Annotated in this window: 26 protein-coding genes; 12 read left to right on the forward strand and 14 right to left on the reverse strand. The window is 69.1% G+C overall.

Annotation, left to right across the window (positions count from 1 at the left end; all coding sequences use genetic code 11):
• Position 1 precedes the first annotated feature (1 nt).
• On the reverse strand, positions 2–874 hold the full coding sequence (locus HGG74_RS11925; protein WP_168486580.1) for an aminodeoxychorismate lyase: 873 nt from the start codon (positions 872–874) through the stop codon (positions 2–4).
• Between the two features lie 115 nt (positions 875–989).
• Between HGG74_RS11925 and cls the strand changes: the two genes are divergently transcribed.
• Positions 990–2,468 carry a cardiolipin synthase gene (gene cls / locus HGG74_RS11930; RefSeq protein ID WP_312856829.1) on the forward strand — a complete coding sequence of 493 codons (1,479 nt, stop codon included), beginning with the start codon at positions 990–992 and terminating at the stop codon, positions 2,466–2,468.
• A 12-nt stretch (positions 2,469–2,480) separates the two neighbouring features.
• Here the strand turns inward: cls and HGG74_RS11935 are convergent, their stop codons facing one another.
• From HGG74_RS11935 to HGG74_RS11955, 5 genes are all read right to left on the reverse strand, one after another.
• On the reverse strand, positions 2,481–3,620 hold the full coding sequence (locus HGG74_RS11935) for an FAD-dependent oxidoreductase (protein ID WP_168486584.1): 1,140 nt from the start codon (positions 3,618–3,620) through the stop codon (positions 2,481–2,483).
• Between the two features lie 26 nt (positions 3,621–3,646).
• Entirely contained in the window at positions 3,647–5,728 is a 2,082-nt protein-coding gene (gene pabB / locus HGG74_RS11940) for an aminodeoxychorismate synthase component I (RefSeq protein WP_168486586.1), read from the reverse strand.
• Positions 5,715–6,215, reverse strand: a complete 501-nt coding sequence (locus HGG74_RS11945; RefSeq protein ID WP_168486587.1) for a low molecular weight protein-tyrosine-phosphatase — start codon at positions 6,213–6,215, stop codon at positions 5,715–5,717. Before HGG74_RS11945 ends, pabB begins: the two co-directional genes overlap by 14 nt.
• A gap of 14 nt (positions 6,216–6,229) precedes the next feature.
• The gene (locus HGG74_RS11950) at positions 6,230–6,850 is read right to left on the reverse strand and encodes a LysE family transporter (protein ID WP_168486589.1); all 621 of its coding nucleotides are present in this window, start codon (positions 6,848–6,850) and stop codon (positions 6,230–6,232) included.
• A 71-nt stretch (positions 6,851–6,921) separates the two neighbouring features.
• Positions 6,922–7,728, reverse strand: coding sequence for a class I SAM-dependent methyltransferase (locus HGG74_RS11955; protein ID WP_168486591.1), 807 nt, complete (start codon positions 7,726–7,728; stop codon positions 6,922–6,924).
• Positions 7,729–7,951: 223 nt separating this feature from the next.
• Between HGG74_RS11955 and dnaK the strand changes: the two genes are divergently transcribed.
• From dnaK to HGG74_RS11975, 4 genes are all read left to right on the forward strand, one after another.
• The gene (dnaK, locus tag HGG74_RS11960; protein ID WP_168486592.1) at positions 7,952–9,826 is read left to right on the forward strand and encodes a molecular chaperone DnaK; all 1,875 of its coding nucleotides are present in this window, start codon (positions 7,952–7,954) and stop codon (positions 9,824–9,826) included.
• 2 nt (positions 9,827–9,828) lie between these two features.
• Complete coding sequence (locus HGG74_RS11965) at positions 9,829–10,473, forward strand: nucleotide exchange factor GrpE (protein ID WP_168486594.1); 645 nt, start codon at positions 9,829–9,831, stop codon at positions 10,471–10,473.
• Positions 10,474–10,641: 168 nt separating this feature from the next.
• The gene (locus tag HGG74_RS11970; protein WP_168486596.1) at positions 10,642–11,619 is read left to right on the forward strand and encodes a DnaJ C-terminal domain-containing protein; all 978 of its coding nucleotides are present in this window, start codon (positions 10,642–10,644) and stop codon (positions 11,617–11,619) included.
• Between the two features lie 21 nt (positions 11,620–11,640).
• Positions 11,641–12,066, forward strand: coding sequence for a heat shock protein transcriptional repressor HspR (locus tag HGG74_RS11975; protein ID WP_168486598.1), 426 nt, complete (start codon positions 11,641–11,643; stop codon positions 12,064–12,066).
• Positions 12,067–12,069: 3 nt separating this feature from the next.
• On the opposite strand, the gene HGG74_RS11980 is transcribed toward HGG74_RS11975, so the two are convergent.
• Complete coding sequence (locus HGG74_RS11980) at positions 12,070–12,360, reverse strand: UPF0758 domain-containing protein (RefSeq protein ID WP_168486600.1); 291 nt, start codon at positions 12,358–12,360, stop codon at positions 12,070–12,072.
• A 173-nt stretch (positions 12,361–12,533) separates the two neighbouring features.
• Positions 12,534–13,058 carry a COG4315 family predicted lipoprotein gene (locus HGG74_RS11985; protein ID WP_168486602.1) on the reverse strand — a complete coding sequence of 175 codons (525 nt, stop codon included), beginning with the start codon at positions 13,056–13,058 and terminating at the stop codon, positions 12,534–12,536.
• A 293-nt stretch (positions 13,059–13,351) separates the two neighbouring features.
• Here HGG74_RS11985 and HGG74_RS11990 point away from each other — a divergent pair, with 293 nt between their 5' ends.
• Both HGG74_RS11990 and HGG74_RS11995 read left to right on the forward strand, forming a co-directional pair.
• The gene (locus HGG74_RS11990) at positions 13,352–13,843 is read left to right on the forward strand and encodes a sigma-70 family RNA polymerase sigma factor (protein WP_168486604.1); all 492 of its coding nucleotides are present in this window, start codon (positions 13,352–13,354) and stop codon (positions 13,841–13,843) included.
• Positions 13,840–14,499 (forward strand): zf-HC2 domain-containing protein, encoded by a 660-nt coding sequence (locus tag HGG74_RS11995; RefSeq protein ID WP_168486606.1) that lies wholly within the window; start codon positions 13,840–13,842, stop codon positions 14,497–14,499. The genes HGG74_RS11990 and HGG74_RS11995 overlap by 4 nt, the downstream gene beginning before the upstream one ends.
• Before the next feature lie 21 nt (positions 14,500–14,520).
• On the opposite strand, the gene trmB is transcribed toward HGG74_RS11995, so the two are convergent.
• Positions 14,521–15,459: a tRNA (guanosine(46)-N7)-methyltransferase TrmB gene (trmB, locus tag HGG74_RS12000; RefSeq protein WP_168486608.1), complete on the reverse strand. Its 939-nt coding sequence runs from the start codon at positions 15,457–15,459 to the stop codon at positions 14,521–14,523.
• A gap of 283 nt (positions 15,460–15,742) precedes the next feature.
• On the opposite strand from trmB, the gene HGG74_RS12005 reads away from it, so the two are divergent.
• Both HGG74_RS12005 and HGG74_RS12010 read left to right on the forward strand, forming a co-directional pair.
• Complete coding sequence (locus HGG74_RS12005; RefSeq protein WP_168486610.1) at positions 15,743–17,275, forward strand: DEAD/DEAH box helicase; 1,533 nt, start codon at positions 15,743–15,745, stop codon at positions 17,273–17,275.
• Positions 17,276–17,451: 176 nt separating this feature from the next.
• Positions 17,452–17,877 (forward strand): YccF domain-containing protein, encoded by a 426-nt coding sequence (locus HGG74_RS12010; protein WP_168486612.1) that lies wholly within the window; start codon positions 17,452–17,454, stop codon positions 17,875–17,877.
• Positions 17,878–17,929: 52 nt separating this feature from the next.
• Here HGG74_RS12010 and HGG74_RS12015 read toward each other — a convergent pair whose 3' ends face one another.
• Positions 17,930–18,400: a pyridoxamine 5'-phosphate oxidase family protein gene (locus HGG74_RS12015; protein ID WP_168486614.1), complete on the reverse strand. Its 471-nt coding sequence runs from the start codon at positions 18,398–18,400 to the stop codon at positions 17,930–17,932.
• Positions 18,401–18,644: 244 nt separating this feature from the next.
• Here HGG74_RS12015 and HGG74_RS12020 point away from each other — a divergent pair, with 244 nt between their 5' ends.
• The gene (locus HGG74_RS12020) at positions 18,645–19,199 is read left to right on the forward strand and encodes a YceI family protein (protein ID WP_168486616.1); all 555 of its coding nucleotides are present in this window, start codon (positions 18,645–18,647) and stop codon (positions 19,197–19,199) included.
• Positions 19,200–19,238: 39 nt separating this feature from the next.
• On the opposite strand, the gene HGG74_RS12025 is transcribed toward HGG74_RS12020, so the two are convergent.
• Positions 19,239–19,766 carry a GNAT family N-acetyltransferase gene (locus tag HGG74_RS12025; RefSeq protein ID WP_168486617.1) on the reverse strand — a complete coding sequence of 176 codons (528 nt, stop codon included), beginning with the start codon at positions 19,764–19,766 and terminating at the stop codon, positions 19,239–19,241.
• A gap of 380 nt (positions 19,767–20,146) precedes the next feature.
• On the opposite strand from HGG74_RS12025, the gene clpB reads away from it, so the two are divergent.
• Positions 20,147–22,744, forward strand: a complete 2,598-nt coding sequence (gene clpB, locus HGG74_RS12030) for an ATP-dependent chaperone ClpB (protein ID WP_168486619.1) — start codon at positions 20,147–20,149, stop codon at positions 22,742–22,744.
• Positions 22,745–22,846: 102 nt separating this feature from the next.
• Here the strand turns inward: clpB and HGG74_RS12035 are convergent, their stop codons facing one another.
• Entirely contained in the window at positions 22,847–23,692 is an 846-nt protein-coding gene (locus tag HGG74_RS12035; protein ID WP_168486683.1) for a septum formation family protein, read from the reverse strand.
• 288 nt (positions 23,693–23,980) lie between these two features.
• Between HGG74_RS12035 and HGG74_RS12040 the strand changes: the two genes are divergently transcribed.
• Positions 23,981–24,211, forward strand: a complete 231-nt coding sequence (locus HGG74_RS12040; protein ID WP_168486621.1) for a DUF3073 domain-containing protein — start codon at positions 23,981–23,983, stop codon at positions 24,209–24,211.
• Positions 24,212–24,309: 98 nt separating this feature from the next.
• Here HGG74_RS12040 and HGG74_RS12045 read toward each other — a convergent pair whose 3' ends face one another.
• Together HGG74_RS12045 and HGG74_RS12050 are read right to left on the reverse strand one after the other, a co-directional pair.
• Positions 24,310–24,897: a hypothetical protein gene (locus tag HGG74_RS12045; protein WP_168486623.1), complete on the reverse strand. Its 588-nt coding sequence runs from the start codon at positions 24,895–24,897 to the stop codon at positions 24,310–24,312.
• A 297-nt stretch (positions 24,898–25,194) separates the two neighbouring features.
• Complete coding sequence (locus HGG74_RS12050) at positions 25,195–25,692, reverse strand: YciE/YciF ferroxidase family protein (RefSeq protein ID WP_168486625.1); 498 nt, start codon at positions 25,690–25,692, stop codon at positions 25,195–25,197.
• Positions 25,693–25,784: the final 92 nt, after the last annotated feature.

Here is a 25,784-nt window from a genome sequence, read left to right on the forward strand (position 1 = left end):
GTTAGTCGCGGCTGCCCTTGACCAGCAGCGCGGTCAGTTCCTCGGTCAACTCCCGCGAGACCGGGATCTCCTTGCCGTCGATGCTGCGCACCGGAGCCATCAGCCGGATGCTCGAGACCAGCCAGACCGCGTCGGCCTCGAACAGATCGTGCGGCTCCAGCGGGCCGTAGCCGAGGTGCCAGCCGGCTTCTGCCGCGGTCTTGAACAGCGCGCCCTGGGACGTGCCCGGCAGCACCCCGCTTTCCAGCAGCGGAGTGGTCAGCGTCTTCACGCCGTCGCGCACGGTGGCGATCAGCACCGTGGAGGTGGGGCCTTCGAGCACCCGGCCGTCGCTGGAGGTGAAGATGACATCGTCCGCGCCCTGCTTCTTCGCGTAGCGCAGCGCCGCCATGTTGACGGCGTAGGAGAGGGTCTTGGCGCCCAGCAGCAGCCAGGGTGCGCGTTCGGCCACCGAGCTGTCATAGCCGCGGTCCAGCAGCAGCACCTCGATGCCGGTCTCGCGCTGCTGCCGGCCGGAGGTCCCCGGGGCGCTGGCCTGGACCCATGCGGTGGGGGTGCCGGCTCCCTCGACCCCGCGGGTCACCAGCAGCCTGACCACCAGCTCGGTGGCCGGAGGATGCTCGGCGAGGGCAGTGGCGATCGCCCTTTCCCACGCCGGGGCGGGCGGGATCACCAGGTCCATGGCCTCGGCCGAGGCGGCGAGCCGGGCCAGGTGGGCGGAGAGCTTCCGTGGTGTTCCGTCCACGGCGAGCATGGTTTCGAAGATGCCGTCCCCCCGGGTCACACCTTGGTCGGTGGCCATCAGCTGGGGCTTGGACGCATCGGCTACCCGGCCGTTTTCATGGTCGGGATCGAGGAACACCAAAACTGTCATGCATTCCAGCCTAGCGGCAGGGGCCCCGCTTGAGCTTGCGAAAGCGGGGGAGCCGCGACGCGTTAGTCTAGGGACAGCGACGCCGAAGGCCGGCGGGAGGGGGGAATTACGGGACGTGTTGTGGCCGCTGGCGGGGTGGGGCGCATTCCCCAACTGGGTGCTGGTCCTCTTCGGTATCCTCGACATGGTCATCCGCCTCGCCGCCCTGGGCATTGTGCCCGGCAACCGCCGGCCCACCACGGCCATGGCCTGGCTGCTGGCGATTTTCCTCATCCCGCTGGTGGGCCTGCCGCTGTTCCTGATGTTCGGCAGCTACAAGCTCTCCTCCCGCCGGCTCCGCCAGCAGGCCGAGATCAACCAGAAAGTCCTGGAGGCTACCCGGGAGCTGAAGGAGCCGCGCAGCGCGATGGAGGCGCCCACCTGGGTGCATTCGGCGGCCGAACTCAACCGCACGCTTGGCTCGTTCCCCGTGCTGGACGGCAATACCGTGCAGCTGTTCGCCGACTACCGCGCCTCGATCGCGGCGATGACGGAAGCGGTGCGCCAGGCCCGCGAGTACGTCAACGTCGAGTTCTACATCATGGCCAAGGACGAGGTCACGGACGAGCTGTTCGAGGCGCTGCAGGAGGCTGCCCGCCGCGGCGTCACCGTGCGCCTGCTGTTCGACCACATCGGCACCCTGCGGGTGGCCGGCTACCGCAAATTCCTGCGCTGGCTCAAGCAAAGCGGGATCCAGTGGCACCGCATGCTGCCGATCTTCCCGGTCCGCGGCCAGTGGCGCCGGGTGGACCTGCGCAACCACCGCAAGATCCTCGTGGTGGACGGGCACGTGGCTTTCACCGGTTCACAGAACCTGATCGAACCGGGATACCTGCGCGCTTCCAGCCGCCGCACCGGCCGCGGCTGGGTGGAACTGATGGCCCGGCTGGAAGGACCCATCGTCACCGCGCTGAACGTCGTCTTCGCCACCGACTGGTACAGCGAGACGGACGAGCTGCTCGCGCACGAACTGTTCACCCCGTCCAGCGTGACCGAGTCCGGGCCGATGACCTGCCAGGTGGTCCCGAGCGGCCCGGGCTTCGAGGCGGAGAACAACCTGCGCCTGTTCAACACGCTCATCTACTCGGCGGTGGAGCGGCTTTCGGTGTGCAGCCCGTACTTCGTGCCGGACGATTCGCTGCTCTATGCCATCACGACGGCGGCACAGCGCGGCGTGGACGTGGAGCTGTTCGTCTCCGAACAGGGCGACCAGTTCCTGGTCCACCACGCCCAGCGCTCCTATTACCAGGCGCTGCTGCAGGCCGGGGTGCGGATCTACCTGTATCCGAAGCCGATGGTACTGCATGCGAAGTTCCTCACGGTGGACGGGTACGTGGGGGTGCTGGGCTCGAGCAACCTGGACATGCGCTCCTTCTCGCTGAACCTGGAGGTGTCCCTGATGATGCTCGGCGACGACATCGTGCCGCGGCTGTTGGAGATCGCCGACAGCTACCGGAAGGTTTCACGTGAACTGACGCTGGACGAATGGGCGCGGCGGCCGCGCGGCGAACGGTACATCGACAACGTCTGCCGGCTCACCGCAACCCTGCAGTAACCCGGCCCGTGCCTACTGGCCGGCGACGGTGCGGCCGATGAGCCGGGCGACGGCGGGGAGGCCGGAGAGCCGGACCAGGGTGCGGCGGACGGCGGAGGCCAGCGGCGTCGCGGGCACGAACCACTTCGCGGCCGCCCGTCCGGCCGCCTGGTGCCGCAGCACCTGCGGCCGCCACCGGTCCTCGAAGGATTGCAGCCCGGTGGCAGGATCCGGCTGCGCGGCCAGCTCCCCGGCCAGGACCTGCGCGCCGGCAACGGCCAGCGACGCCCCCTGTCCGGCCAGCAGGGAAACCGCCGCCGCGGCGTCGCCCAGCAGAACGGTCCGGCCGGCATGCCAGCCGGGCATCTGGATCTGCGCGACCTGGTCGTAGTAGAACCGGTCCGGGCAGTGCGCCAGGGCCGCCGGGCAGATCCAGCCCAGCCGGCCGTACCGCCGCCGCAGTTCCGCCCGGGGATCGGCCGGCAGCGCCGGGGAGTCCGTCCGATGCACGGCCATGGCCGTGGTGCGCCCGTCGCGCAGCCGGTAGAAGAACATGGCCTCGTCCCGGGTATCGGTCACCGCCACCCGGTTGCCCAGCTCCGCGGCCACCTGCGCATCCTCGAACAGGTAGGCGCCCACGTGGTAGCCCAGGAACCGGAAATAGTCCTGCTCCGGGCCGAAGACCAGGCCGCGGACGGCCGAATGCACTCCGTCGGCGCCGACGAGCAGGTCGGCTGCGAAGCTGCCGGCCCTGCCGGCGGCCACCTGCACGCCGTCGTCGTCCTGCTGCACCGCGGTGACCTGTATGCCGTAGCGCAGGTCCACCGAGTCCGGCAGGCAGCCGCGCAGCGCCTGTTCGAGGTCCGGCCGCAGGATGCTGGCCAGTGCCCCGCCGGCCAGGCGGGAGAAGCCGGCGGAGCGGAGGCTGGCCCGCCGGCGGCCGGTGCGGCCCACGTAGTCCACGCGGGGGATGGCGTAGCCGGCTTCGCGGATCCGCTCCAGCGCCCCCAGGGAGTCCGCGGCGGCCCAGCCGGGGCCGAAGAAATCGATCAGATAGCCCTCGGGCCGCGGTGCCGGAGCCTGTTCCAGCACCGTCACCTGCCAGCCGCTGCGGGCCAGGAACCCGGCGGCGGACAGTCCGGCAATCCCGGCGCCGCAGACCAGGGCCTTCATGTCGTGCTCCTTCGCCTGCTCCGGGCTCAGTCCGGAAATTCCGCGCCCAGGGCCGAGAGCACCCCGAAGGCCTTGGCCCGCACCTCGTCCCATTCGTCCTCGGGAACCGAATCCGCGGTGACCGCGCCGCCGACGCCGAGGGAGAGCCGGCCGCCGTGCATCACCAGGGTGCGGATCACCACCGACAGATCAGCGGCCCCGTTGGGCGAAAAATATCCGATGGCGCCGGAATAGACCCCGCGCGGCCCGGACTCGAGCTCGTCGAGGATCTCCATCGTGCTGATCTTCGGCGCCCCGGTCATCGACCCGGCCGGAAAGGCCGCGAGCACGGCCTCGGCCCGCACCGCCTCCGGGGACAGCTGTGCGTCGATGGTGGAGACCATCTGGTGCACCGTGGCGTAGCTTTCGACCGCGCAGAGCCGGCTGACCTGCAGCGAACCCGGCACCGCGAAGTGGCTCAGGTCATTGCGCAGCAGGTCCACGATCATGATGTTCTCGGCCCGGTCCTTGGCACTGGCCAACAGGTCCGCCCGCAGTGCGGCATCAACGGCCGGATCCGCGTCGCGGCGCCGGGTGCCCTTGATCGGCTCGGCCCGCAGCGCCCCGCCGGCACTGATCCGCAGGAACCGCTCCGGGGAGGTGCTGGCCACCGCCAGCCCGCCCAGCCGCAGGAAGCTGGCGAAGGGGGCGGGGTTGCTGCGGCGCAGCGCCGCATAGATGCGCAGCGGGTCCACCGGTTCCGGCAGCCGGGCCTGGAGCGCCGTCGTCAGGCAGACCTCGTAGGAGTTGCCCTCGCGGATTTCCTCCTGGGCGCGGCGGATCTTCGCCAGGTATTCCTCCCGGCTGTCGCGGACGCTGAACTGCAGCCGTGGAAAGCTGCCGGCACCGCCGGAGGCCGCCGGGCCGCCGGCCGTCCCGGCCGTGCCCGCGACCGCGGCCCGGGCTTCCGCCAGCCACCGGTGGACTTCGTTCCCGTCATGCCCGGGCACGGCATCGCTGCCGGTGGCACCGTCGTCGCCGGACAGTGCCAGCAGCCAGGTGCAGCGCTGCTCATGGTCCAGCAGCACGGCCCGGCCGGCATGGACCAGGGCGGCATCGGGCACCTCGGAGGCAACGTCCCGGGCCCCGGCCTCGCGTTTGAGCTCGTAGCCGAGGTAGCCGACCCAGCCCAGGGCGAACTCGCCGGGCACCTGGGCCGGCAGCGACGGCCCGCCGGTCCAGGCGGATTCGAGCCAGCGGAAGAACGGTCCGCGGACCCGGGTGGTGACGGCCCCGGCCCGGACACAGGTGGTGCCGGAACGGTGTTCGGCGTAGCGGCCGAAGCTGCCGGCATCGTCGGCGAGGATGCTCAGCGCGCTGCGGGCCGGGGCCCCCGGAACCGGGGCCGCCCCGGCGTCGGAACTGTCCAGCCACACCGCGTGCTCGGCCTGCCCGTAGAGCCGGCCGAACAGGCGCTCGGCGTCGGGGTAGGCATCCACCCGCTCGGCCAGGAGACGGTTGCCCCGCTGCCTGGCCAGGTGGGCGTGCTCGGGCGCCAGCAGGGCCTCCAGCTGGGGCAGGGTGGCCAGCGCGCGCAGCACCTCGGCGGGGGTGCTGTCCCCGCCCGGCCCGTGCACGACGACGTCGGCCTGGCCGCCGACGTCGTCGCCGGCCAGCCAGGCATCCTCCTGGGCCGCCCACATGTCCCAGTACGGCTCGTAGCCGGCGCCGTCGCGCGCCAGCGCGCGCCGGCGCCGGGGGGCTGCCTCGGCCTCGATCCAGATGGTCGCGCCGATCAGCTCCCGCGCGGCGGCGTGGGCGGCGCCGACGCCTTCCACCAGCACCACTTCGGCAGGATCGGTGGTGCGTGCGGGTCCGTCCGTACCGCGCTGCCAGTCCCAGCTGGTCCACACGGCCTGCCGGCCGGCGGCCAGGGGCTCGAGCACCATCTCGCGGTAGCGCCGCTGGCCGTCCGCCAGTCCGCCCCAGCCCGGATAGATATCCTCCAGATGGAACAGGGCCACGCCGCGGTGGGCGCGCAGCAGGGCCGCCAGTTCCACGGCCAGCGTGGTTTTGCCGGCACCGGACCGGCCGTCCACGGCAATGATGAACGGCTTAGCGGCGGGCATCGAGGGATTTCCTCACGTACTCGACAATCCCCGGCACGGCCGATCGGATCATCTCCCAGCAGGCGTCGAAATCCGCGTCGTTGCCGAACCACGGGTCGTAGATGCCCTGTTCTTCGGGAGCGCGTCCGGCCAGGGCCGGATCGAAGGAGCGGAACATCCTCACCTTGCCGCGGGCTGCCTCGTCCGGGGCCAGGCGCAGCAGTTCGTCGAAGTGGTCGGCGTCCAGGGTGAGGATCAGGTCCCGGTCGGCGAACCAGAGCAGCTCGAACTGCCGGGCGCGGTGCGCCTCGCTGGCCAGCCCGGCCAGGGCCAGCCGCCTGGCCGCCCGCGGATCGATCGGCCGGCCGGCCTCCCAGTCCGAGATTCCCGCCGAATCCACGGTGACATCGCTGGCGAGCCCGGCCTCGGCGACGGCCTGCGTGAGCATGAATTCGGCCATTGGCGAGCGGCAGATGTTCCCGGTGCAGACGGTGATGATGCGGTACATAGCCATGAGTCTAGTTAGAGCAGCGCCAGCATCAGACCCACGCTGATGAACAGGACGCCGAAGGTCCGGTTCAACAGCATCAGCCCGCGCACGGTGCGGGTGAAGCGCTGGAAGGACCTGGCCGCGGCGGCGAAGAAGAACCACATGACCAGGATGTCCACGGCCACCACCGTGGCGATGAGCACCAGGTACTGCGGCAGCTGCGGCTCATCCAGCCGGATGAAGCCGGGCATGAAGGCCAGGAAGAAGACGATGGCCTTCGGATTGAGCAGGTTGACCCACAGGCCGCGCCGGAACATGGAGAAGGCCGGTTCGTCCCGCCGGGACTCGGCCACCGCCGCGCTGCCGTGCGGGCTGGCGAAGAACTGCCGCAGGCCCAGGTAGACCAGGTAGGCGGCGCCGGCGTACTTGATGGCTGCGAACAGCACCGGGGAGTTCGAGACCAGCAGGCCCAGGCCCAGGGCCACGATGGCCACATGGATGACCAGTGCGGCCTGCTGGCCGAGGATGCCCCAGAGGGAGCGGCGGAATCCGGCGTTGAGCGAGTTGCTCATGGTGTTGATGGCGCCGGCGCCCGGGGTGAAGCTGATGACGATCGCGGCGCCCAGCAGCGCCAGCCAGAGGGAAAACTGCACCAGCCGATCCTACGGCCCGGACCGCTGCACAGCGGCCGGGCCGGCCCCGCCGGTGGTTCCGCGGCGTCCGCCTACGGCTTCCGGGCCAGGATTTCCCCGTTGGGGATGAGGAACCAGCCGTCCGGGGCCTTGGCCCAGTCCCGCCAGCCCTGCGCGATCCGTTCCAGCCCGGCCTGGTCGGTGATGCCGCGCTCCAAGGCCTGTTCGGCGTAGGCCGAGTGCAGCACGCGCTCGGACCAGACGGTGCCCTGCCAGGCGCGCTTCTCCTCGGTGGCATACAGCCAGTTCGAGGAGGACGGGGTGATGTCCCGCAGTCCCGCCGCCAGGGCCCAGGACAGTAGGTGCCGGCCGGCGTCCGGCTCGGCCTGGTTGCCGCGGGCGATCTGCTGGTAGGTCTCCATCCAGTCGTCCAGTTCGGGCAGGGCCGGATACCAGCTCATGCCGTGGAAGTCCGCGTCGCGCACGGCAATGATCCCGCCGGGCTTGGCCACCCGGCGCATCTCGTAGAGGGCGGCCACCGGGTCGGCCAGGTGCTGCAGCACCTGGTGCGCATGGACGACGTCGAAGGTGTCGTCGTCGTACTCCAGGTCGTAGATGTTGCCGCTGGCGAAGGTGGCGTTCTCGATCCCGCGCAGGGCCGCCAGCTCCGCCGCCTGCTCCAGGACGTCCTCGGAGCGGTCCAGCCCGATGACTTCCCCGGGGGCCACCAGCTCGGCCAGGTCGGCGGTGATGCTGCCCGGGCCGCAGCCGACGTCGAGCAGGGCCATGCCCGGCTTCAGGTGCGGGAGCAGGTACGCCGCACAGTCCGCGGCGGTACGGACGGCGTGGGCATTGACCACGCTGCGATGGTGGCCGTGCGAGTAGACCTCATGTTTCATAGCTGGAGGTTACTCCGCATGTCCCCCCGCGGCGTAGCATGGCGCCGGTACTGTTGCGCGAGGTTAAATTCCTGCCCGTTTCCCCCGGTCCGGCCGTATACTCCGTCGGCCAAACTTGAGCCTGTTGCGCTCAGGTTTGTTTGACATCGGTACAGAGGCGGGTAAACTTGAGTGCAGAACGCTCAAGACGGCCGTCCTGCGGCCGAAAGTGAAAGGAAAGCGTATGTCCCGCGCAGTAGGAATCGACCTGGGAACCACCAACTCAGTGGTCTCCGTGCTGGAAGGTGGCGAGCCCACCGTCATCGCCAACGCCGAGGGCAGCCGCACCACGCCCTCCGTGGTGGCCTTCTCCAAGGCAGGCGAGGTCCTGGTCGGCGAGATCGCCAAGCGCCAGGCCGTCAACAACATCGAGCGCACCATCTCCTCGGTCAAGCGCCACATGGGCACCGACTGGTTCAAGGAGATCGACGGCAAGAAGTACACCCCGCAGGAAATCTCCGCCCGCATCCTGCAGAAGCTCAAGCACGACGCCGAATCGTACCTGGGCGAGAAGGTCACCGATGCGGTGATCACCGTTCCGGCGTACTTCAACGACGCTGAGCGCCAGGCCACCAAGGAGGCCGGCGAGATTGCCGGCCTGAACGTGCTGCGCATCGTCAACGAGCCCACGGCCGCTGCCCTGGCCTACGGCCTGGACAAGGGCAAGGAAGACGAGCTCATCCTGGTCTTCGACCTCGGTGGCGGCACTTTCGACGTGTCCCTGCTGGAAGTGGGCAAGGATGAAGATGAGTTTTCCACGATCCAGGTCCGCGCCACCGCCGGCGACAACCGTCTCGGCGGCGACGACTGGGACCAGCGCGTGGTCGACTACCTGCTTCAGCAGGCCAAGGCCAAGGGGGCTGACCTGTCCAAGGACAAGATCGCCCTGCAGCGCCTGAAGGAGGCCGCGGAGCAGGCCAAGAAGGAACTGTCCTCGGCATCCTCCACCAACATCTCCCTGCAGTACCTTTCGGTCACCCCCGAGGGTCCGGTCCACCTGGACGAGCACCTCTCCCGGGCCAAGTTCCAGGAACTGACCGCGGATCTGCTCGAGCGGACCAAGAAGCCGTTCCATGATGTCATCACCGAGGCCGGCATCAAGGTTTCCGACATCGACCACATCATCCTGGTCGGCGGTTCCACCCGCATGCCCGCCGTCGTGGAACTGGTCCGCGAGATGGCCGGCGGCAAGGAACCGAACAAGGGCGTGAACCCGGATGAGGTCGTCGCCGTCGGCGCCGCCCTGCAGGCCGGCGTGCTCAAGGGGGAGCGCAAGGATGTGCTGCTCATCGACGTCACCCCGCTGTCCCTGGGCATCGAAACCAAGGGTGGCGTGATGACCAAGCTGATCGAGCGCAACACCGCGATCCCGACCAAGCGCTCCGAGACCTTCACCACGGCCGACGACAACCAGCCGTCCGTGGCCATCCAGGTCTTCCAGGGCGAGCGCGAGTTCACCCGGGACAACAAGCCGCTGGGCACCTTCGAGCTGACCGGCATCGCCCCCGCTCCGCGCGGCGTGCCGCAGATCGAGGTCACCTTCGACATCGACGCCAATGGCATCGTGCACGTGTCCGCCAGGGACAAGGGCACCGGGGCCGAGCAGTCGATGACCATCACCGGCGGCACCGCGCTGTCCAAGGAGGACATCGACCGCATGGTCCGCGACGCCGAGGCGCACGCCAACGAGGACAAGAAGCGCCGCGAGGCTGCCGACCGGCGCAACTCCGCCGAACAGCTGGCGTACTCGGTGGACAAGCTGCTGGTCGACAACGATGACAAGCTGCCCGAGGCGGTCAAGACCGAGGTCAAGGCTGACGTCGACGCGCTGAAGAAGGTCCTGGAGTCCCAGGACAACGACGACGAGGTCAAGGCCGCGTTCGAGAAGCTGCAGCAGTCGCAGACCAAGCTGGGCGAGGCCATCTACGCCCAGGCCCAGACCGGCGGCGCCTCCGCCGGTGCGGGTGCGTCCGACGGCGCCGGCTCCGCGGGTACCTCCGCCGGTGGCGACGAGGACATCGTTGATGCCGAAGTTGTTGACGAAGACGAGAAGAAGTAACCATGCCCCATCACGGACACGAGGAAGAGCACTCGGCGCCCGGCCAGGAACCGATCGAAATCCGGGACAACCGGAAGATCGATCCGGCGACGGGCAAGGTGCGCGGCAGCGGGCACCCGGAGGCGCCGGCCCATGAGGAGGTCCGCCCGGTGGACGAGGCCCACGATTCGGGGGACGCGCTGGCCCAGGCCGAACAGATCCTGAACGAGGCCTCGGCCGGGACGCAGGAGCAGAACCTCGCCGAGGAACTGCGCAACGACCTGCTGCGCCTGCAGGCGGAGTATGTCAACTACCGCAAGCGCGTCGAGCGCGACCGCGCGGTGGCCGGTGAGCTGGCGGTGATCGGCGTGCTGAACACGCTGCTGCCGGTGCTGGACGACATCGAAGCCGCCCGCCAGCATGGCGACCTCGCGGAGGGGCCGTTCGCCGCGATCGCGACGAAGCTGGAAACGGCACTGGCCGGACTCGGGCTCGAGCGCATCGGGGAGACCGGCGTGGAGTTCGACCCGAACATCCACGAGGCACTGATGCAGCAGCCCAGCGCCGAGGTCAGCACCGACACCGTGCAGCAGGTGCTGCGCCAGGGCTACAAGTCCGGCGACCGCATCCTGCGCGCGGCACAGGTGATTGTGGCAGTACCGGAGTAAACCTCACCTTGGGCGCCGGATCGGTCTCCGAACGGCGGCAACGAAATTTCCGGCTCGCAGAGCTCGCAGGAAATATTAAAGCCGCCTTCCTCGGAGACCGATCCGGCTTCCGTACCGTTGGCACATACGCGGAACCTGGAATTTTCGTATTGATGAGGAGGCGGCTGGATGGCTAGCCAGGATTGGGTCGAGAAAGACTTCTACAAGATCCTTGGTGTCGCCAAGGACGCGTCCGACGCGGACATCAAGAAGGCTTACCGCAAGCTGGCCCGGAAATACCATCCGGACACCAATGCCGGCAACGATGCCGCGGAAAAGATGTTCAAGGACGTGTCCGAGGCCTATTCGGTCCTGTCCGACCCGGAGGAACGCCAGCAGTACGACGCGATCCGCGCCATGGGCAGCGGGGCGCGCTTTACCGCGGGCGGGGCCGGGGGACCGGGTGCCGGCGGCTTCGAGGATATCTTCGGGAACCTGTTCGGCCATGCCCCCCGCGGCCGCTCCGCGGGCGGGTTCGGCGGGGGCAACATTCCGCCGGAGTTCGCCGACCTCTTTGGCGGAGGTTTCGGCGGCGGCTTCCAGCCTCCGCAGGCGCCGCCGCGCAAGGGCGCGGACCGCACGGCCTCGACCAGCATCTCCTTCGCCGGCTCGATCAACGGCACCAGGATCGGGCTGCGCGAGCCCTCCGGGGAGGTCATCGACGTCCGGATTCCTGCCGGCATTAAGGATGGCCAGAAAGTGCGCGTCCGGGGCAAGGGGCAGCCGGGGCCGGCCGGCAACGGCGACCTGATGGTAACCGTCAACGTCCAGCCGCATCCGTTCTACACCCGGGACGGCGACAACCTCCGCATTCACGTACCCGTGACCTTTGCCGAGGCCGCACTGGGGGCGGAGATCGACGTCCCCACGGTGACGGGGGAGACGGTGAAGGTCAGGATTCCGCCGGGCACGCCATCCGGACGCACACTGCGGGTCAAAGGCCGGGGTGTCCGGACATCCAAGGGCGCCGGCGACCTGCTGGTGACGATCGACATCGTGGTGCCGCAGAATCTGAACAAGCAAGCTGAGGAGGCGGTGCGTGCCTTCGCGGAAGCCACCGCTGATGCCAATCCCCGCCGGGATCTGGCAGCGAAGGCCAGGCTGTAGGCCGGGCAGAAGGGGGTAACAGTGAGCATTGACCGGCATGCGCCCATCTTTGTGATCTCCGTTGCCGCCGAACTCGCGGAGATGCATCCGCAGACGCTGCGCCAGTACGACCGGCTCGGCCTGGTCTCCCCGTCCCGGCAGGCGGGCCGCCAGCGGCGGTACTCGCAGCAGGACGTGGACACCCTGCGCGAAGTGCAGCGGCTGTCCCAGGAAGGCGTCTCGCTGGCCGGCATCAAGCGCATTCTGGAGCTGGAGCACCAGGTTTCCGCGCTGCAGTCCCGCATTAAGGAGCTGAGCACCGAGCTGGCGGAGGCCAGGCAGCGGGAGGAGCAGGAAGCCGGGCGGGTTTTTGCCGCGGGCCTGGCCGGCGACGTGGTGAGCTTGCTGCGCGGACAGCGGCCCCGTCCGCGCAGCCAGGCCATGGTTATCTGGCGCCCGCAGCGTTAGCGTTCAGCCCCGGCGTGCCAGCTCCATGGCGGCAGCGATCCGTGCCGCGAGCGCCGGGCCCACCCCGGGGATCTCCTGCAGTTCGGCAGGTCCGGCCGCGCAGACGCCCGGTGGGCCGCCCAGCCGTTTGAGGATCAGCCGGCCCAGTTCCAGGCTGCTCGCCGTCCGGGTGCCGGTCCCGATAAGCAGCGCCAGCAGTTCGGCATCGCGCAGTTTCTGCAGGCCCACCCGCTGCAGGCGTTCCCGCGGCCTGCTGGATGCGGGCAGTTGCGTGATACTGATGTGCTGTGCCATGACCCCAACCTAGGCCGGCGGAGACCCGGACGGACCCGGACGGCGCACCGGTGTGCACGAATCCGGCGCCGGCCGGACTGTGCAGGAGAAGTCGCCGGTCGCCGCCGGGCGCAGCTGCGGCCATCCGGTGAGAGGGGGCGTCGCGCGGACGGCCGCAGGACCTGGGGAAGCGGCTACTTCCTGACCATCTCCCCGTCGGGTGCCACGACGTACCACACGTCGTTCACGCCTTGGCCGGTGGTGTCGCCGGGTGCCTTGTCCTTGACCCAGTAGTAGATCGGCATGCCGTCAATGGTGATCTGCTTCCTGCCCTCCGGCGTCGTAATGGTGCCGATGGTTGCCGTGATGCCCTCCACCTTGGGGTTGTCGCTCTCGGTCAGTACCGGCGGCCAGGCCGCTATGCACTCCCCGGTGCAGTTGCTCTTGCCCGAATCCTTGACGTCCTTGGTGAAGTAGTAGACGGTCATCCCTCGGGAATCCACGACGATCTCGCCGAGGTCCGAATCGGCGACCTTGAGCTCGGCCCCGCCCTGCGGTTCCGGCGCCAACGGTGTCTGGGGCACCGACGGTGTCGGCGGGGCCGGAGCCACGGATTCGGGTTCCGGCGCTGTCGCCGTGTTGTCGCCGGCCCCGCAGCCGGTGAGTCCCAGGAGGCCTGCCGCCAGCAGGGCTGCCGCGGCGCTGAATGTGAGCTTCATGAGGTGTTCCTTACCGTCAGCCGGATGGTACCGGGCACGCGATCCACCGGATGCGGGCCGCTACCTGCAAAGACGCCGGACCGGGCCGCAATGGTTCAGCCGGCGACGGTTTCCCCTCCGGTGTTTCCACCGCGGCCGTCCGGACAGCCCGTGCGGTTGCCTCCCACGGAAGTTCCAAGCGGACCCGGGTGTACTGGCCGCGGGGCGCTGAACCTTTTCCCATGGTGTGTGCGTCCTTATTGTTGGATGCGGTTCCCGGCGCTGCCGGCGGACTGCGGGCCAGGAGGTCGCCAATGCCCATGGAGGATGAAGCCGTCGCGCAGTTGTACCGTGACCACGCGGTGGCCCTGCGGCGCTTTGTGCTGGCCGCCATGGCCAACCCGGACCAGGCCGAGGACGTGGTGCAGGAAACCATCCTGCGGGTGTGGCGCCGCGGGGCCGATCCGGGGAACCTGCGCGGCTACCTGTACCAGACGGCGCGGCACGTCATCATCGACGAGTACCGCAGGCGGGCGCGGCGGATCCAGGCAACGGGCTTTCCGGACGACGACCCGGCCGCGCCCGACCAGGTGGACAAGCTGCTGCTCCGGGTCCTCATGGAGGAGGCGCTGGGACGGCTCAGTGCCGAACACCGCAATGTGATCCTGGCCCTGCACTACCAGCGGCTGACAGCCGCAGATGCGGCCAAAGTGCTCAATATCCCGCTGGGAACGGTGAAATCCCGTGCCTTCTACGCCGCGAAGGCGCTGCGGGCCGTGCTGGACGAGATGGGGGTTGCACCATGACGGACAGCCATGGGGACCTGCGCCTGCTGCTGGGGGTCTACGTTCTGGGCGGGATCGACGAGGGCGAACGGTTGCTGCTTGAGCAGCATCTGGCCGCGTGCGCCGACTGCCGTGCCGAACTGGCCGGACTCCGGTCGCTGCCGGCCGCGCTCGCGGGCCTGACGGAAGATGAGGCCATGGCGCTGGCCGCCCCCGGGCCCGAACAGGTGCAGGAGGCCGCCCGTTCCCTGATGGCGGAACTGGCCCGGCGCCGCCGGCGCCTGCGCCGGCGGATGGCGGCCCTGGTGGCCGGTGTCGCCGCGGCGTGCCTGGTTATCGGCGCAGCGGTTGGGCCGGTGCTGCTGAGCCCGCGGCAGGAGACGGAGAACTACACGATGACCGCTTCCTCCGGCCTGCAGGTTGAGCTGGACCTGGTCCACAAGGCGTGGGGCACCGAACTGGCCGTGGACGGCACGAGGCTGCCGGAAGAGGGGGTGCTCTCCCTGTGGCTGACTGACCGCACCGGCATGGACTGGCAAGTGGCCACCTGGCAGGCGACGCCGACGGGGAAGGTCAGGCTGGTCGCTGCCACCGCGACAATGCCCGAGGACATCACCTGCGTCGAGATCCGCAACTGGCGCGACACCCCGGTCGCCGCCGTCTACATGCACGGCTGAACCGGGGGAGCGTCCCAATCCCTAGCGGCGCCGGAACGTCAGATCGAAGATCCCGCGCCCGGCCTTGTGCGCCTTCTGCTCGAAGCTGGTCAGGGCCCGGCCCTCGAACCGCGGGGCCCAGCCGCCGACCGTGTCCACGCCGCCGTCCGCGCTGGCATTGCCGGTGCTGACCGGGGCCCGGCCGTCGCGCACCGGGGCCCCGCCGACCAGTTGTTCGACGCCGCTGGCCCAGACCCGGGTCAGCGGGCTGTCCGACCCGGCGCGCTCGCCCTCGTGCACGTTCTCGAACTCCGCGGCTGCCTGCCCCACCTCGCGCATCTGGATGGCGTAGGAAGACCAGTCGGTGGCCAGCCGCCACAGGCCGCCCGGCTGCAGGACCCGCGCGGCCGCCGCGGCAAAGCTGTCCTGGACCAGGCGGCGCTTGATGTGCCGGGTCTTGTGCCAGGGGTCGGGGAAGAAGACCCACAGCTCGGCCACGGACCCCGGCGGCAGCATGGTGGCGAGGACCTCCGCGGCGTTGGCCTGGACCACCCGGACATTGGCCAGGCCCTTCTGCCCGATCCGCAGCAGGGTCTGCGCCAGCCCGGGCCGGTAGACCTCGACCGCGAGGAAGTTCCAGTCCGGATGCTGCGCTGCCGCGTGGCAGACGGCCTCGCCGAGCCCGGAACCGATTTCGACGACGAGCGGTGCCTTCCGGCCGAAAGCGGCCTCGGGGTCGAAGACAAAGTCCGGGTCCACCGACGTGTCGGCTTCGCGGCGGGGGACATCGAGCACGAAGTCGGCAGCGTACTGGTCCCAGGCCTGCTGCCGGCGCCCCTGCAGCCGCGAGCCGCGGCGGACAAAGCTGAGCGGCCGGCGGTGGTGTTCTGCTGCCGGCGCGGCATCGTCGGCAAGCTCGCCGAGGCTGCCGTCGGGAAGGGCGCCGGAGGGCCGGCCGGGGGTGCTGGAGGCTGTAGTCATCCCTACTAGGGTATCGAGTACGGGCCCGGACAGGCGGGGGCCGCCGGGCCCGGGCACGGTTCCCGCGGCATGCACTGGTAGAATGGCTCTACTTGGAACATCATCCGGTGCTTTGCCGGGGATGTTCCCTGCGTCGATGAACGCATGCAAACTTCTCCCGCAGATCCGGTTCCGCGCACCCGTGCCGCCGGGAACCACGCGGTTGACGCTGTCTGGCTTTTCTTCGGCGACCCCTGGGCCATACCGGTACCGGGGCCACTGACCGAAAGTTTTTCCCGGAACTATGACTGTTTCTGCTGCCGTGCGCTCCTTTGCCGAGCTCGGCGTCTCCAAGCCCCTCGTTGCTTCGCTGGCCGCCGCCGGCATTACCGATCCCTTCCCCATCCAGTCCGAAACCCTTCCGGACACGCTCGCAGGCCGCGACGTGCTCGGCCGCGGCCGCACCGGCTCCGGCAAGACCCTGGCGTTTTCCCTGCCGCTGGTCTCGCGGCTGGCGCAGCGGGAGGCCGCCCGCCGCCGCCGGCCCGGGCGCCCGCTGGGACTGGTCCTGGCCCCGACCCGCGAGCTGGCCACGCAGATCAACGCCGTCATCGAACCGCTGGCCGGCGCGTTGGGCCTGAACACGACGGTGGTCTACGGCGGCGTGCCGCAGCAGCGCCAGGAAAAGGCGCTGCGCGCCGGCGTCGATATTGTCGTGGCCTGCCCCGGCCGCCTCGAGGACCTGATGAGGCAGAAGGTCCTCACGCTCGAGGCCGTGGAAATCACCGTGCTCGACGAGGCCGACCATATGGCGGACCTGGGCTTCCTGCCGGTGGTGCAGCGGCTGCTGGCCAGCACGCCGGAGCAGGGTCAGCGCATGCTCTTCTCCGCCACCTTGGACAATGGCGTGGACAAGCTGGTCCGGCGGTTCCTGTCCGACCCGCTGACCCATTCCGTGGACGATCCGCAGGCTGCGGTCACGACCATGGAACACCACGTGCTCGTAGTGCCGGACCAGGCCGGTAAGCGCCACCTGGTCAAGACCCTGGCCTCAGGCCAGGGCCGCCGGGTGCTGTTCACCCGGACCAAGCACCAGGCCCGGAAGCTGGCCAAGACCCTGACCGATGCCGGCATCCCGGCGGTGGACCTGCACGGGAACCTCTCGCAGAATGCCCGCGACCGCAACCTGGCCGAATTCTCCTCCGGGGAGGTGCGCGTGCTGGTCGCTACCGACGTCGCCGCCCGCGGTGTCCACGTGGACGAGGTCGAGCTGGTAGTCCACGTGGATCCGCCCACGGAGCACAAGGCCTACCTGCATCGTTCCGGCCGCACCGCACGTGCCGGCTCCGACGGCACGGTGGTGACCGTGGCGACGCCGGAGCAGAAGCACGAAGTCGGCAAGATGATGAAGGCTGCCGGCGTCGACGTGGCCTTCGAGGAAGCCTCCTCCGGTTCCGGACTGGTCGCGCGGCTCGTCGGTGAAGTCGCCGCCAAGGTCGACCCCGAGGCCCGCAGGGCCGCCATCGAAGCCAGCCGCCGGCCCGCGAACCATGGACAGGGCAAGTCCACCGGGGCCAACGCCCAGCGCAAGCGTGCTGCCCGAAGCCAGTCCGGCAGCGGCAGGGGACAGGCCGGACGGGGCCAGGCGGCACGCGGACGCGCTGCCGGGTCCGGGCGGCAGGAGGAACCGGCCGCCCGGACTCCACGCCCCGCCGTCCGGTCCGCCCAGGCCCAGGGCGCGCGGAACGAACAGCGGGGCAGCGGCTCCGCGCCGTCCCCGCGCCGCGGGCACCGCCGCGCCGGTGCCCCGGCAAGCAACGCGCGCCGGGACAGCTAGCCCCGAGGGCCCCGCTGCGAGCGAAGCGAGCAGAGGGAAGGGGTGACGCGCTAGCCCCGAGGGCCCCGCTGCGAGCGGAGCGAGCAGAGGGAAGGTGCGCGCCAGGCCCGGCTTGCCCGCGCCATCAGGGAAACCCCTGATGGCGCGGCGGCCGGGAGCAGGCCAGAATGTCGGGTATGAACGCCGTGCTTAACATCATCTGGCTCGTGTTCGGCGGCATCTGGCTGGCACTTGGCTACTTCCTGGCCGGCCTTGTGTGCTGCCTGCTCATCGTCACCATTCCCTTCGGCATTGCCTCGTTCCGGATCGCCGGCTACGCGTTGTGGCCTTTCGGGCGCACCGTGGTGGACCGCGGCGGCCGGATGCCCGTGATGTCGGCGCTGGGCAATGTCATCTGGCTGCTGGTTGCCGGGATCTGGATCGCGGCCGGCCATGTCCTCACGGCCATCGCCCAAGCCCTGACGGTCATCGGCATCCCGCTGGCCATCGCCAACCTGAAGATGATCCCGGTATCGCTGACACCGCTGGGGAAGGAAATCGTGCCGGTGGAACGCGCGTACGGGGTTTACGGCCGGCAGTACGGGCCTCGGCTGGCCCGCTGAGGCCCGCAGCCTGCGCCGGCCCGTCCGCGTGGTTCCGGCCGCAATCCTTGCGTCACTCGACCTGGAAGCGGTGGGAATCGCCCAGTCCCGGACCGCGGCGCACCGAGGGCGGGACAGTGAACCGGCGCCCGGAAATTTCCCCGGGCACAATCCGGATGAAGTTGTTCTTCTCGCCGCCCTGCCAGGGGAAGAGCGGGAGCAGCGCCGAGGTCGGGACGTCTTCGATACTCGTCATCCGCTCGGCCCTGCCCTTCAGCACCGCGCTCCAAGCCTGGCCCGTGGAGGGACTGAAGCCATCCACTTCGAATGCGACAGGGGCCCCGGAGAGGGCACCGTCGAGTTTGGTGCCCGGTGCCGTGCGGAAGACCACCGTGCCATGGTCCACGACATAGTTGATCGGAAAGAGTTCCGGATGGTCCGCAATGACCACTGCCAGGCGGCCGAAGTCGGCCTCGCGGAAGATTTCCCAGCACTGGCTGGGGGAGAGTTCCTCGACGGACGCGGAAAACTCGTGCGGGCCCATAGGCCCAGTGTATTGAGCGGCCCCGGGCCGCGGTAGGGCGGATGACGCCGCCGCCGGACCGGCCTTGGGGCCTTGGAATCGCCTCGGACTTGGGAAAAATTTCGCTTCCGGCACCGTGCATTGTGCCCGGGATTGTGTTGGAATAGCCCTCATAGCCCACCAGCTATAGAGTTGCCGGGTCAGGTAGTAGTCAGCTGCTGTTCTTGCCGGTAGTATCTGGCCCCCGATCCAGGAGGCTGCCTGCATGCCGGAACTATCATCCGCATTCTCGGGGGAATGGCGGATCGACCCCACCCACTCACGTATCGGTTTTTCCACCCGGCATGCGATGGTCACCAAGGTCCGGGGAGCGTTCAACGATATTGAAGGCATCATCCACGCCGATGTCGACAACCCGGTGAACTCCAAGGTGAGTGTGAAGATCAAGGTCGCCAGCATCGATACCCGCAATGCCCAGCGGGACGAGCACCTGCGTACCAACGATTTCTTCGATGCACCGAACTACCCGGAGATCACCTTTGAGAGCACCCGGATCGACCAAGTGGAAGAGGACAGTTACATCGTCAACGGCAACCTGACCATCCGCGGGATCACCAAGGAAATCGGCATCCCGATCCAGTTCACGGGCATCGAACGGGACCCGTCCGGCCAGCTGCGTGCTGGTTTTGAAGGCTCCCGCCGGATCGACCGGCAGCAGTTTGGCGTCAAGTGGAACACCGCCCTGGACTCGGGCGGCCTGCTGGTGTCGGACAAGATCACCCTCGAGTTCGAGATCTCCGCCGTCAAGGTCGAAAGCTAGCGCAGCGGATGGCGGCAGCGTGCCCGGCGGGCCGGGGCGTCAGAGCTGCCTGTCCCAGTTGAGCACGTACCGGTCCTCGTAGCTTCCGGTTCCTTCCCCGCCCTGTTCAGGGTTTCGTTCGAATCCGAGCGTCCGCAGGACATGGACGGCTGCCGCCTCCTCCGGCCGGACCCGGGCCAGCACCGGCGGCAGTTCGAAATACTCGTTGGCCTGTTCGACGACGGCGGTAGCCGCCTCCCGTCCGTAACCCCGGCCGCGCGCGCGGTGGTCGAGCAGGCAGTGCAGTTGAAGCACCGCCCGGCCGGCCCACCGGATGTGGGCGATGCCGGCGAAGCCGATCGTCCGGTCCCTGCCGCGCAGCCGCACGGTGTAGCACCCGGCGTCGTACTCTTCCCACTGCCGGTCCCAGCGCTGGAAGAGACCCTCGGCTTCCTCCCGCCAGCACACCGCATCAGGCCAGTCGGCCGGGATGTTCCGCCGGTCCGAGAGGATCCGGAATATATCCTCCAGGTCCTCGGGAACCGGCCGCAGAAGCGTGAGCCGCTTAGTGTGCAGCCTGGTGTCCATGCCGCCTCCGCAGAGCCCAAGTGGCCGGTCCCATGCCACTAAGCCTATCCGCCGAGGGCCCCGTTCCGAGCGAAGCGAGGAGCGGGAGGCGGAGAGGCGCTATCCGCCGAGGGCCCCGTTCCGAGCGAAGCGAGAAGCGGGAGGGGGAGAGGCGTTATCGTTCGCTGCTTCCCCGCACGCTTCGCGCACGGGGACCCCCGGCAGCTCTCTGGCCGACGGCCCGCAGCGGACGCGCCTTTCCGGGGGAGCTGCGGCGGTGCCACCATGGGTAGAAGGTGCCCTCCGGCACCTGTGGATAACTTTACTTTCAAACCTGAGTCTACTACACTCAACTTAGCTGCTTTGAAACCTGTAAGGCACCGGCTTGAAGGGAGCTAGTGTTGGACGCCAAATTCACTACCAAGAGCCAGGAGGCGCTGTCCGCAGCGGCCATGAACGCCTCGACGGCCGGCAACCCGCAGATCGAACCTGCCCACCTGCTCAAGGCGCTGATGGACCAGCGCGAGGGTGTGGCGGTGGCGGTGCTCAAGGCGGCCGGGGCGGACCCGGATGCGGTCAGCGTGCAGGCCAGTTCGGCCATCAAGGCCCTGCCGTCGACCTCCGGATCCTCCGTGGCGCAGGCCCAAGGTTCGCGCAGCTTCCTCAAGGTCATCTCCACGGCCCAGGAGGAAGCGGAAAAACTGGGGGATTCCTACGTCTCCACCGAGCACCTGCTGCTGGGTCTGTCCGCGGACACCGGCCCGGTGGGCCGGATCCTGCGCGATGCCGGTGCTTCGCATGAGGCGCTGCTGGCGGTCCTGCCCGGCGTGCGGGGGGACCGCAAGGTCACCAACGAGAACCCGGAGAACACCTTCCAGGCCCTGGAGAAGTTCGGCGCGGACCTGACCGAAATGGCCCGGGCGGGCAAGCTGGACCCGGTCATCGGCCGTGACGCCGAGATCCGCCGGGTGGTCCAGGTGCTCTCGCGCCGGACGAAGAACAACCCGGTGCTGATCGGCGAGCCCGGCGTCGGCAAGACCGCCGTCGTCGAGGGCCTGGCCCAGCGCATCGTCGCCGGGGACGTGCCCGAGTCGCTGCGCGGCAAGCGCCTGATCAGTCTGGACCTGGGGTCCATGGTTGCCGGCGCCAAGTATCGCGGTGAATTCGAGGAGCGGCTCAAGGCGGTCCTGGAGGAGATCAGGAATTCCGAGGGGCAGATCGTTACCTTCATCGACGAGCTGCACACCGTGGTCGGTGCAGGTGCGGCCGAAGGTTCCATGGATGCCGGCAACATGCTCAAGCCCATGCTGGCCCGCGGCGAGCTGCGCATGATCGGTGCCACCACGCTGGACGAGTACCGCGAAAACATCGAGAAGGATCCGGCCTTGGAGCGCCGTTTCCAGCAGGTCTTCGTCGGCGAGCCGAGCGTCGAGGACACCATCGGCATCCTGCGCGGCCTGAAGGAGCGCTACGAAGCCCACCACAAGGTCTCCATCGCGGACTCCGCGCTGGTGGCCGCCGCCACGCTCTCCAACCGGTACATCTCCGGCCGCCAGCTGCCGGACAAGGCCATCGACCTTGTCGACGAGGCCGCCTCCCGGCTGCGGATGGAAATCGACTCCGCTCCGGAGGAGATCGACCAGCTGCGCCGCGTGGTGGACCGGCTGACCATGGAGGAGCTGGCGCTCCAGGGCGAAACGGACGAGGCCTCGCGCGAACGCCTCGAGGCGCTGCGCGCGGACCTGGCGGACAAGAAGGAGCAGCTGGCGGAGCTGAACGCGCGCTGGGAGGCGGAGAAGGCCGGGCTGAACCGGGTCGGCGAACTGCGCGCCAGGCTGGACGAGCTGCGCAGCCTGGCGGACAAGGCCCAGCGCGAGGGGGACCTCGCCGAGGCTTCACGGATCCTCTACGGCGAGATTCCCTCCCTGCAGAAGGAGCTCGACGCGGCACAGGCGGCCGAGACCCAGGACAAGCAGGATCTGATGGTGGCCGAGGAAGTGACCGCGGAGGACATTGCCGAGGTGATCTCGGCCTGGACAGGCATCCCGGCCGGCCGGATGCTGCAGGGCGAGTCCCAGAAGCTGCTGCACATGGAGGAAGCCATCGGCTCCCGGCTGATCGGCCAGCAGAAGGCCGTAGCCGCGGTCTCGGATGCCGTCCGGCGTGCCCGGGCGGGCATCAGCGATCCGAACCGGCCCACCGGCTCCTTCCTGTTCCTGGGCCCCACCGGCGTGGGCAAGACCGAGCTGGCCAAGGCGCTGGCGGACTTCCTCTTCGACGACGAGCGCTCCATGGTGCGCATTGACATGAGCGAGTACTCGGAGAAGCACTCCGTCTCCCGCCTGGTCGGTGCCCCGCCGGGATACGTGGGCTACGAGGAAGGCGGCCAGCTGACCGAGGCGGTCCGGCGGCGGCCCTATTCGGTGATCCTGCTGGATGAGGTCGAGAAGGCCCATCCCGAGGTCTTCGACATCCTGCTCCAGGTACTCGACGACGGCCGGCTCACCGACGGCCAGGGCCGTACAGTGGACTTCCGCAACGTGATCCTGGTGCTGACCTCCAACCTGGGCAGCCAGTTCCTGGCGGACCCCTCGCTGTCCGACCAGCAGAAGAGGGACGCCGTAATGTCGGTGGTGCATTCGAGCTTCAAGCCCGAATTCCTCAACCGCCTGGATGATGTCATCATGTTCGATCCGTTGAGCATGGAGGACCTGACCCGCATCGTGGACCTGCAGGTGAATGCGCTGGCCGCCCGCCTGGGCGAGCGCCGGCTGACTCTGGAAGTCACGGACGCGGCCCGGGAATGGCTGGCCATGACCGGCTTCGACCCGGCCTACGGGGCCCGTCCCCTGCGCCGGCTGGTGCAGCGGGAGATCGGGGACCGGCTGGCCCGCGGCCTGCTCGCCGGGGAGATATCCGACGGCGACACCGTGCTGGTGGACCGCGAGGCCGGCACGCTCGAAGCGCCCGCCGAGGGGCTCTTGGTCCGGTCGAAATAAGCCGGAGCCGCCGGCCGGCGGCTGCCGGGGGACAGCGGGGGTCCGTCCGTTTGGGCGGGCCCCCGCTGCGCGGCCGGCGGATGGCGGCCGGTCAGCTTCCGGTCACTTTCCGATCAGGGATCCGGTCAATTTGTTGCCGCCGTCGGCGATGACGAAGCAGTCGATCCGCCGGTCGCCTTCCTGCCAGGTGCCCTCGGAGGGCATGCCGTAGGTAGTGCGCAGGGCCTTGTGCTTCTGCGCGTCCTGGTTCAGTTTGACCGCGCTGCAGACCTCCTCCGCCTTCACGTTCAGGGCATCCTTGCCCGGGAAGGTGTCGGAAGGCTGGTAGGAGAAGGTTCCGATGATCTGGGCAGCGTGCGGGGTGCTGCAGGAGACCACCGTGGCATTGCGGGTCACCGCCTCGAAATCGACGAAGCAGTCCCCGGCCTTGAAATCGAAGGGGGAGACATCCTCGGCGATCACCCCGTCCGGACCTGGGCTGGACGATACCGGGGAGGAGTCCGTGGTCTGCGCGGAGGACGTGCCGCCGCGCAGGCTAAAGACGATGCCGGCAATGGCAGCGAGGATCAGGACGGCGGGGATTCCGGCAAGCAGCCAGCGCTTCCACCGGACCGGCCCGGCAGCGTCCGGCTTCCGCTCCGGCTCGGGCGTTGCGCCGGCCGCCGGGGCGGGATCGGCATACCAGCCGGGCTGCGGCGCTCCGCTGCCGGGCGCCGGTTCCCATTCCGACGCCGGGAGCGGTCCGTCCGCCGCATCCTGGGGATCCGGGGTCCGGCCGGGAGTTGCGTCCTGGCCCGGGGCGGCCGCCGGCGCCGTGCCGGCGTCGGCGGAATCCTTCTGCGGCCCGGCTGCGGCACCGCCTGCCGCGGACGCCTCCGGGTGCCGCCCAGCCCCGGGGCCGCCTCCGGGCGTGCTGCCTCCGCCGGCGGTCCTGGACTGTTCACTCATGGGGAAATTACCTTCCTGGCCTATGGTTCCGGCGGTTCTTTCCGGATTCGAAGTTCATCTAGACTTTAGCCAACGATGGCCCGCCGGCGCAGGTTTTCCGGGCATGGCGGCTGCACCGACGACCGCGGATCCTGTCCCGTCCGGGGGCTGCGGGAACAGAGCGCGGCGCGTCGCGGTTGGAAAGCATGTACCCTATAGGTACGACAGAAATGATCCATATTCCGGGGCCTCGCGCGTTCGCCCGTGCGACCACCTCCGGATCGACGTACAAAAAAAGGGGGTCACGCCATGGGGCGCGGCCGTCAGAAGGCAAAAGCGACTAGGCAGGCCCGGGACATGAAGTACTTCAGCCCGGCTACCGACTATTCCGCACTCCAGCGCGAACTCGGCGCTGCGAAAAGCCATGCTTCGAGCCAGTATTCCGAGGATCCGTATGAGGCGGACTACTCGGAATACGAGGACAAGTACGCGGATCAATATGACGATGACGACGACGAGGACAGTCGCCGCATCGGTTAACTGCCGGCACCGCGGCCGCTGCCGCATCCAGCAGGCGAATCCCTGAGCGAGCTATTCCCGCCAGCGGTGTGCCCCGAGGGGCGCGCCGCCGGCGGTGTTTAAGCGCTCTTCGCTGCGGCCTGGTCGACTTTGCGATGGTAGCGCTGCCCGGCGATGCCGCCGAGCACTGCAGCGCCCAGGATGATGAGTGCTGCGACCACCACGGCGATGATCCCGGCGGCGGCCTCCTGGTCTACGGGAATCTGCGGAAAACTGTTCAGATTGGCCAGGACATTGAACCGCGTGCCGGCCAGGGCGGCGACCACTGCGGCCATCAGGACGGCCCAGAGCCAGACGGCCAGGCCCTGCTTGGCGCCATCGAAGCGGGCCATCCTGCCGGCCACGTATCCGCCGCAGTAGTAGGCAACAAACAGGACGGCGGCCAGGATGGCCGCACTGGTGAGCCCGGTCCCCGTCGGGCTGCCTGTTGCCTGTTCGGCGAGCCGGCGCGGGGTGAAGTCGTCGGTACCCAGGGCGGTGCCGACGGCCGCCACGGCGGCCGTGAGCAGGACGGCCATGCCCGAGGCTGTCATCCAGCCGAAAAATGCCGAGCCGAGTTTCATGCCGCGGAGCCGGTATTTTCCGCCGGCAGCCGGCCTGCCCCGGTGGCCCCTGGGAAAGCTGGCTCCGGCAGTATTGGCATTCATGGCTTTTGTCCTTCGTTGGGTCGTCCTGCGTCCGCCGCCGGCGGGCAGCAGCGGTGCGCCGGCTGCGCGTGGCGCGGCCGGCACTGCCTGCCCGTTTCCCGTTCCTTCTTCGATGCCCGCTTTTCACGCTACGCAGGCGGCCGGGGCGGGACAACCGTTTTTATGCACTCGTGACCGGGCCCGGGATTCTTTATGCCGCCGTGACGGTCGCGGGGCTGCAGCATGGGCGGAACCGGCACCGCCGCGGTGTCTGGTGCCGGTTCCGCTGCCGCCAAAGGTGCCGGGAGCCGGCGTTCCCTATTCCTCGCCCGCGGCGGACTCGGCCAGCTGCAGGGCCAGCTTCTTGACCTTGTCCCGTGCGGCTTCCTCCTGGCCCAGGTTCTCCTCCAGGAGCTCGACCACCTGGCGGGCGCCGAGCACGCTCGCCATCATGACCAGCGTCTCGTAGACCGCCACCTCATGGTGCTCGGTGGCCAGTGCCCCGGCGAGGATGACGGCGTCGGCCAGGCCCTTGTCCGCCTGGCCGAGGACGGACCTGACCTCTTCAGCCATCGCCTTGCTGACCGGGCAGGGCTGGTCCTTTCCGGCCTGCCCGAGCATTTCCAGGCAGCGTTCGACATTCCCGGCCTGCTGCCGGGTTTCTCCGGCGTGCTCGGTCAGCAGTTCCTTGACCTGGCGGTGCTGCGCTGCCTGCTCCAGTTCCCCGAGCAATTTGAGCACATCACGCTCCATGGTGAGCGCGGCGCCCAGCTTGAAGTCGAGAAGCTGCTCGAGAGTCGTGAGCTGTTCGGTCATCATTCCTCCTGGTGGCCGCCGAAGCGGCGTCGTGGCTACCTCTTCGAAGACCGGGCCGCGCGATCCGGGACCCGCCCGCAAGGCAAGCTAAG

The sequence above is a fragment of the Arthrobacter mobilis genome, assembly GCF_012395835.1.
Lineage (GTDB): Bacteria > Actinomycetota > Actinomycetes > Actinomycetales > Micrococcaceae > Crystallibacter > Crystallibacter mobilis.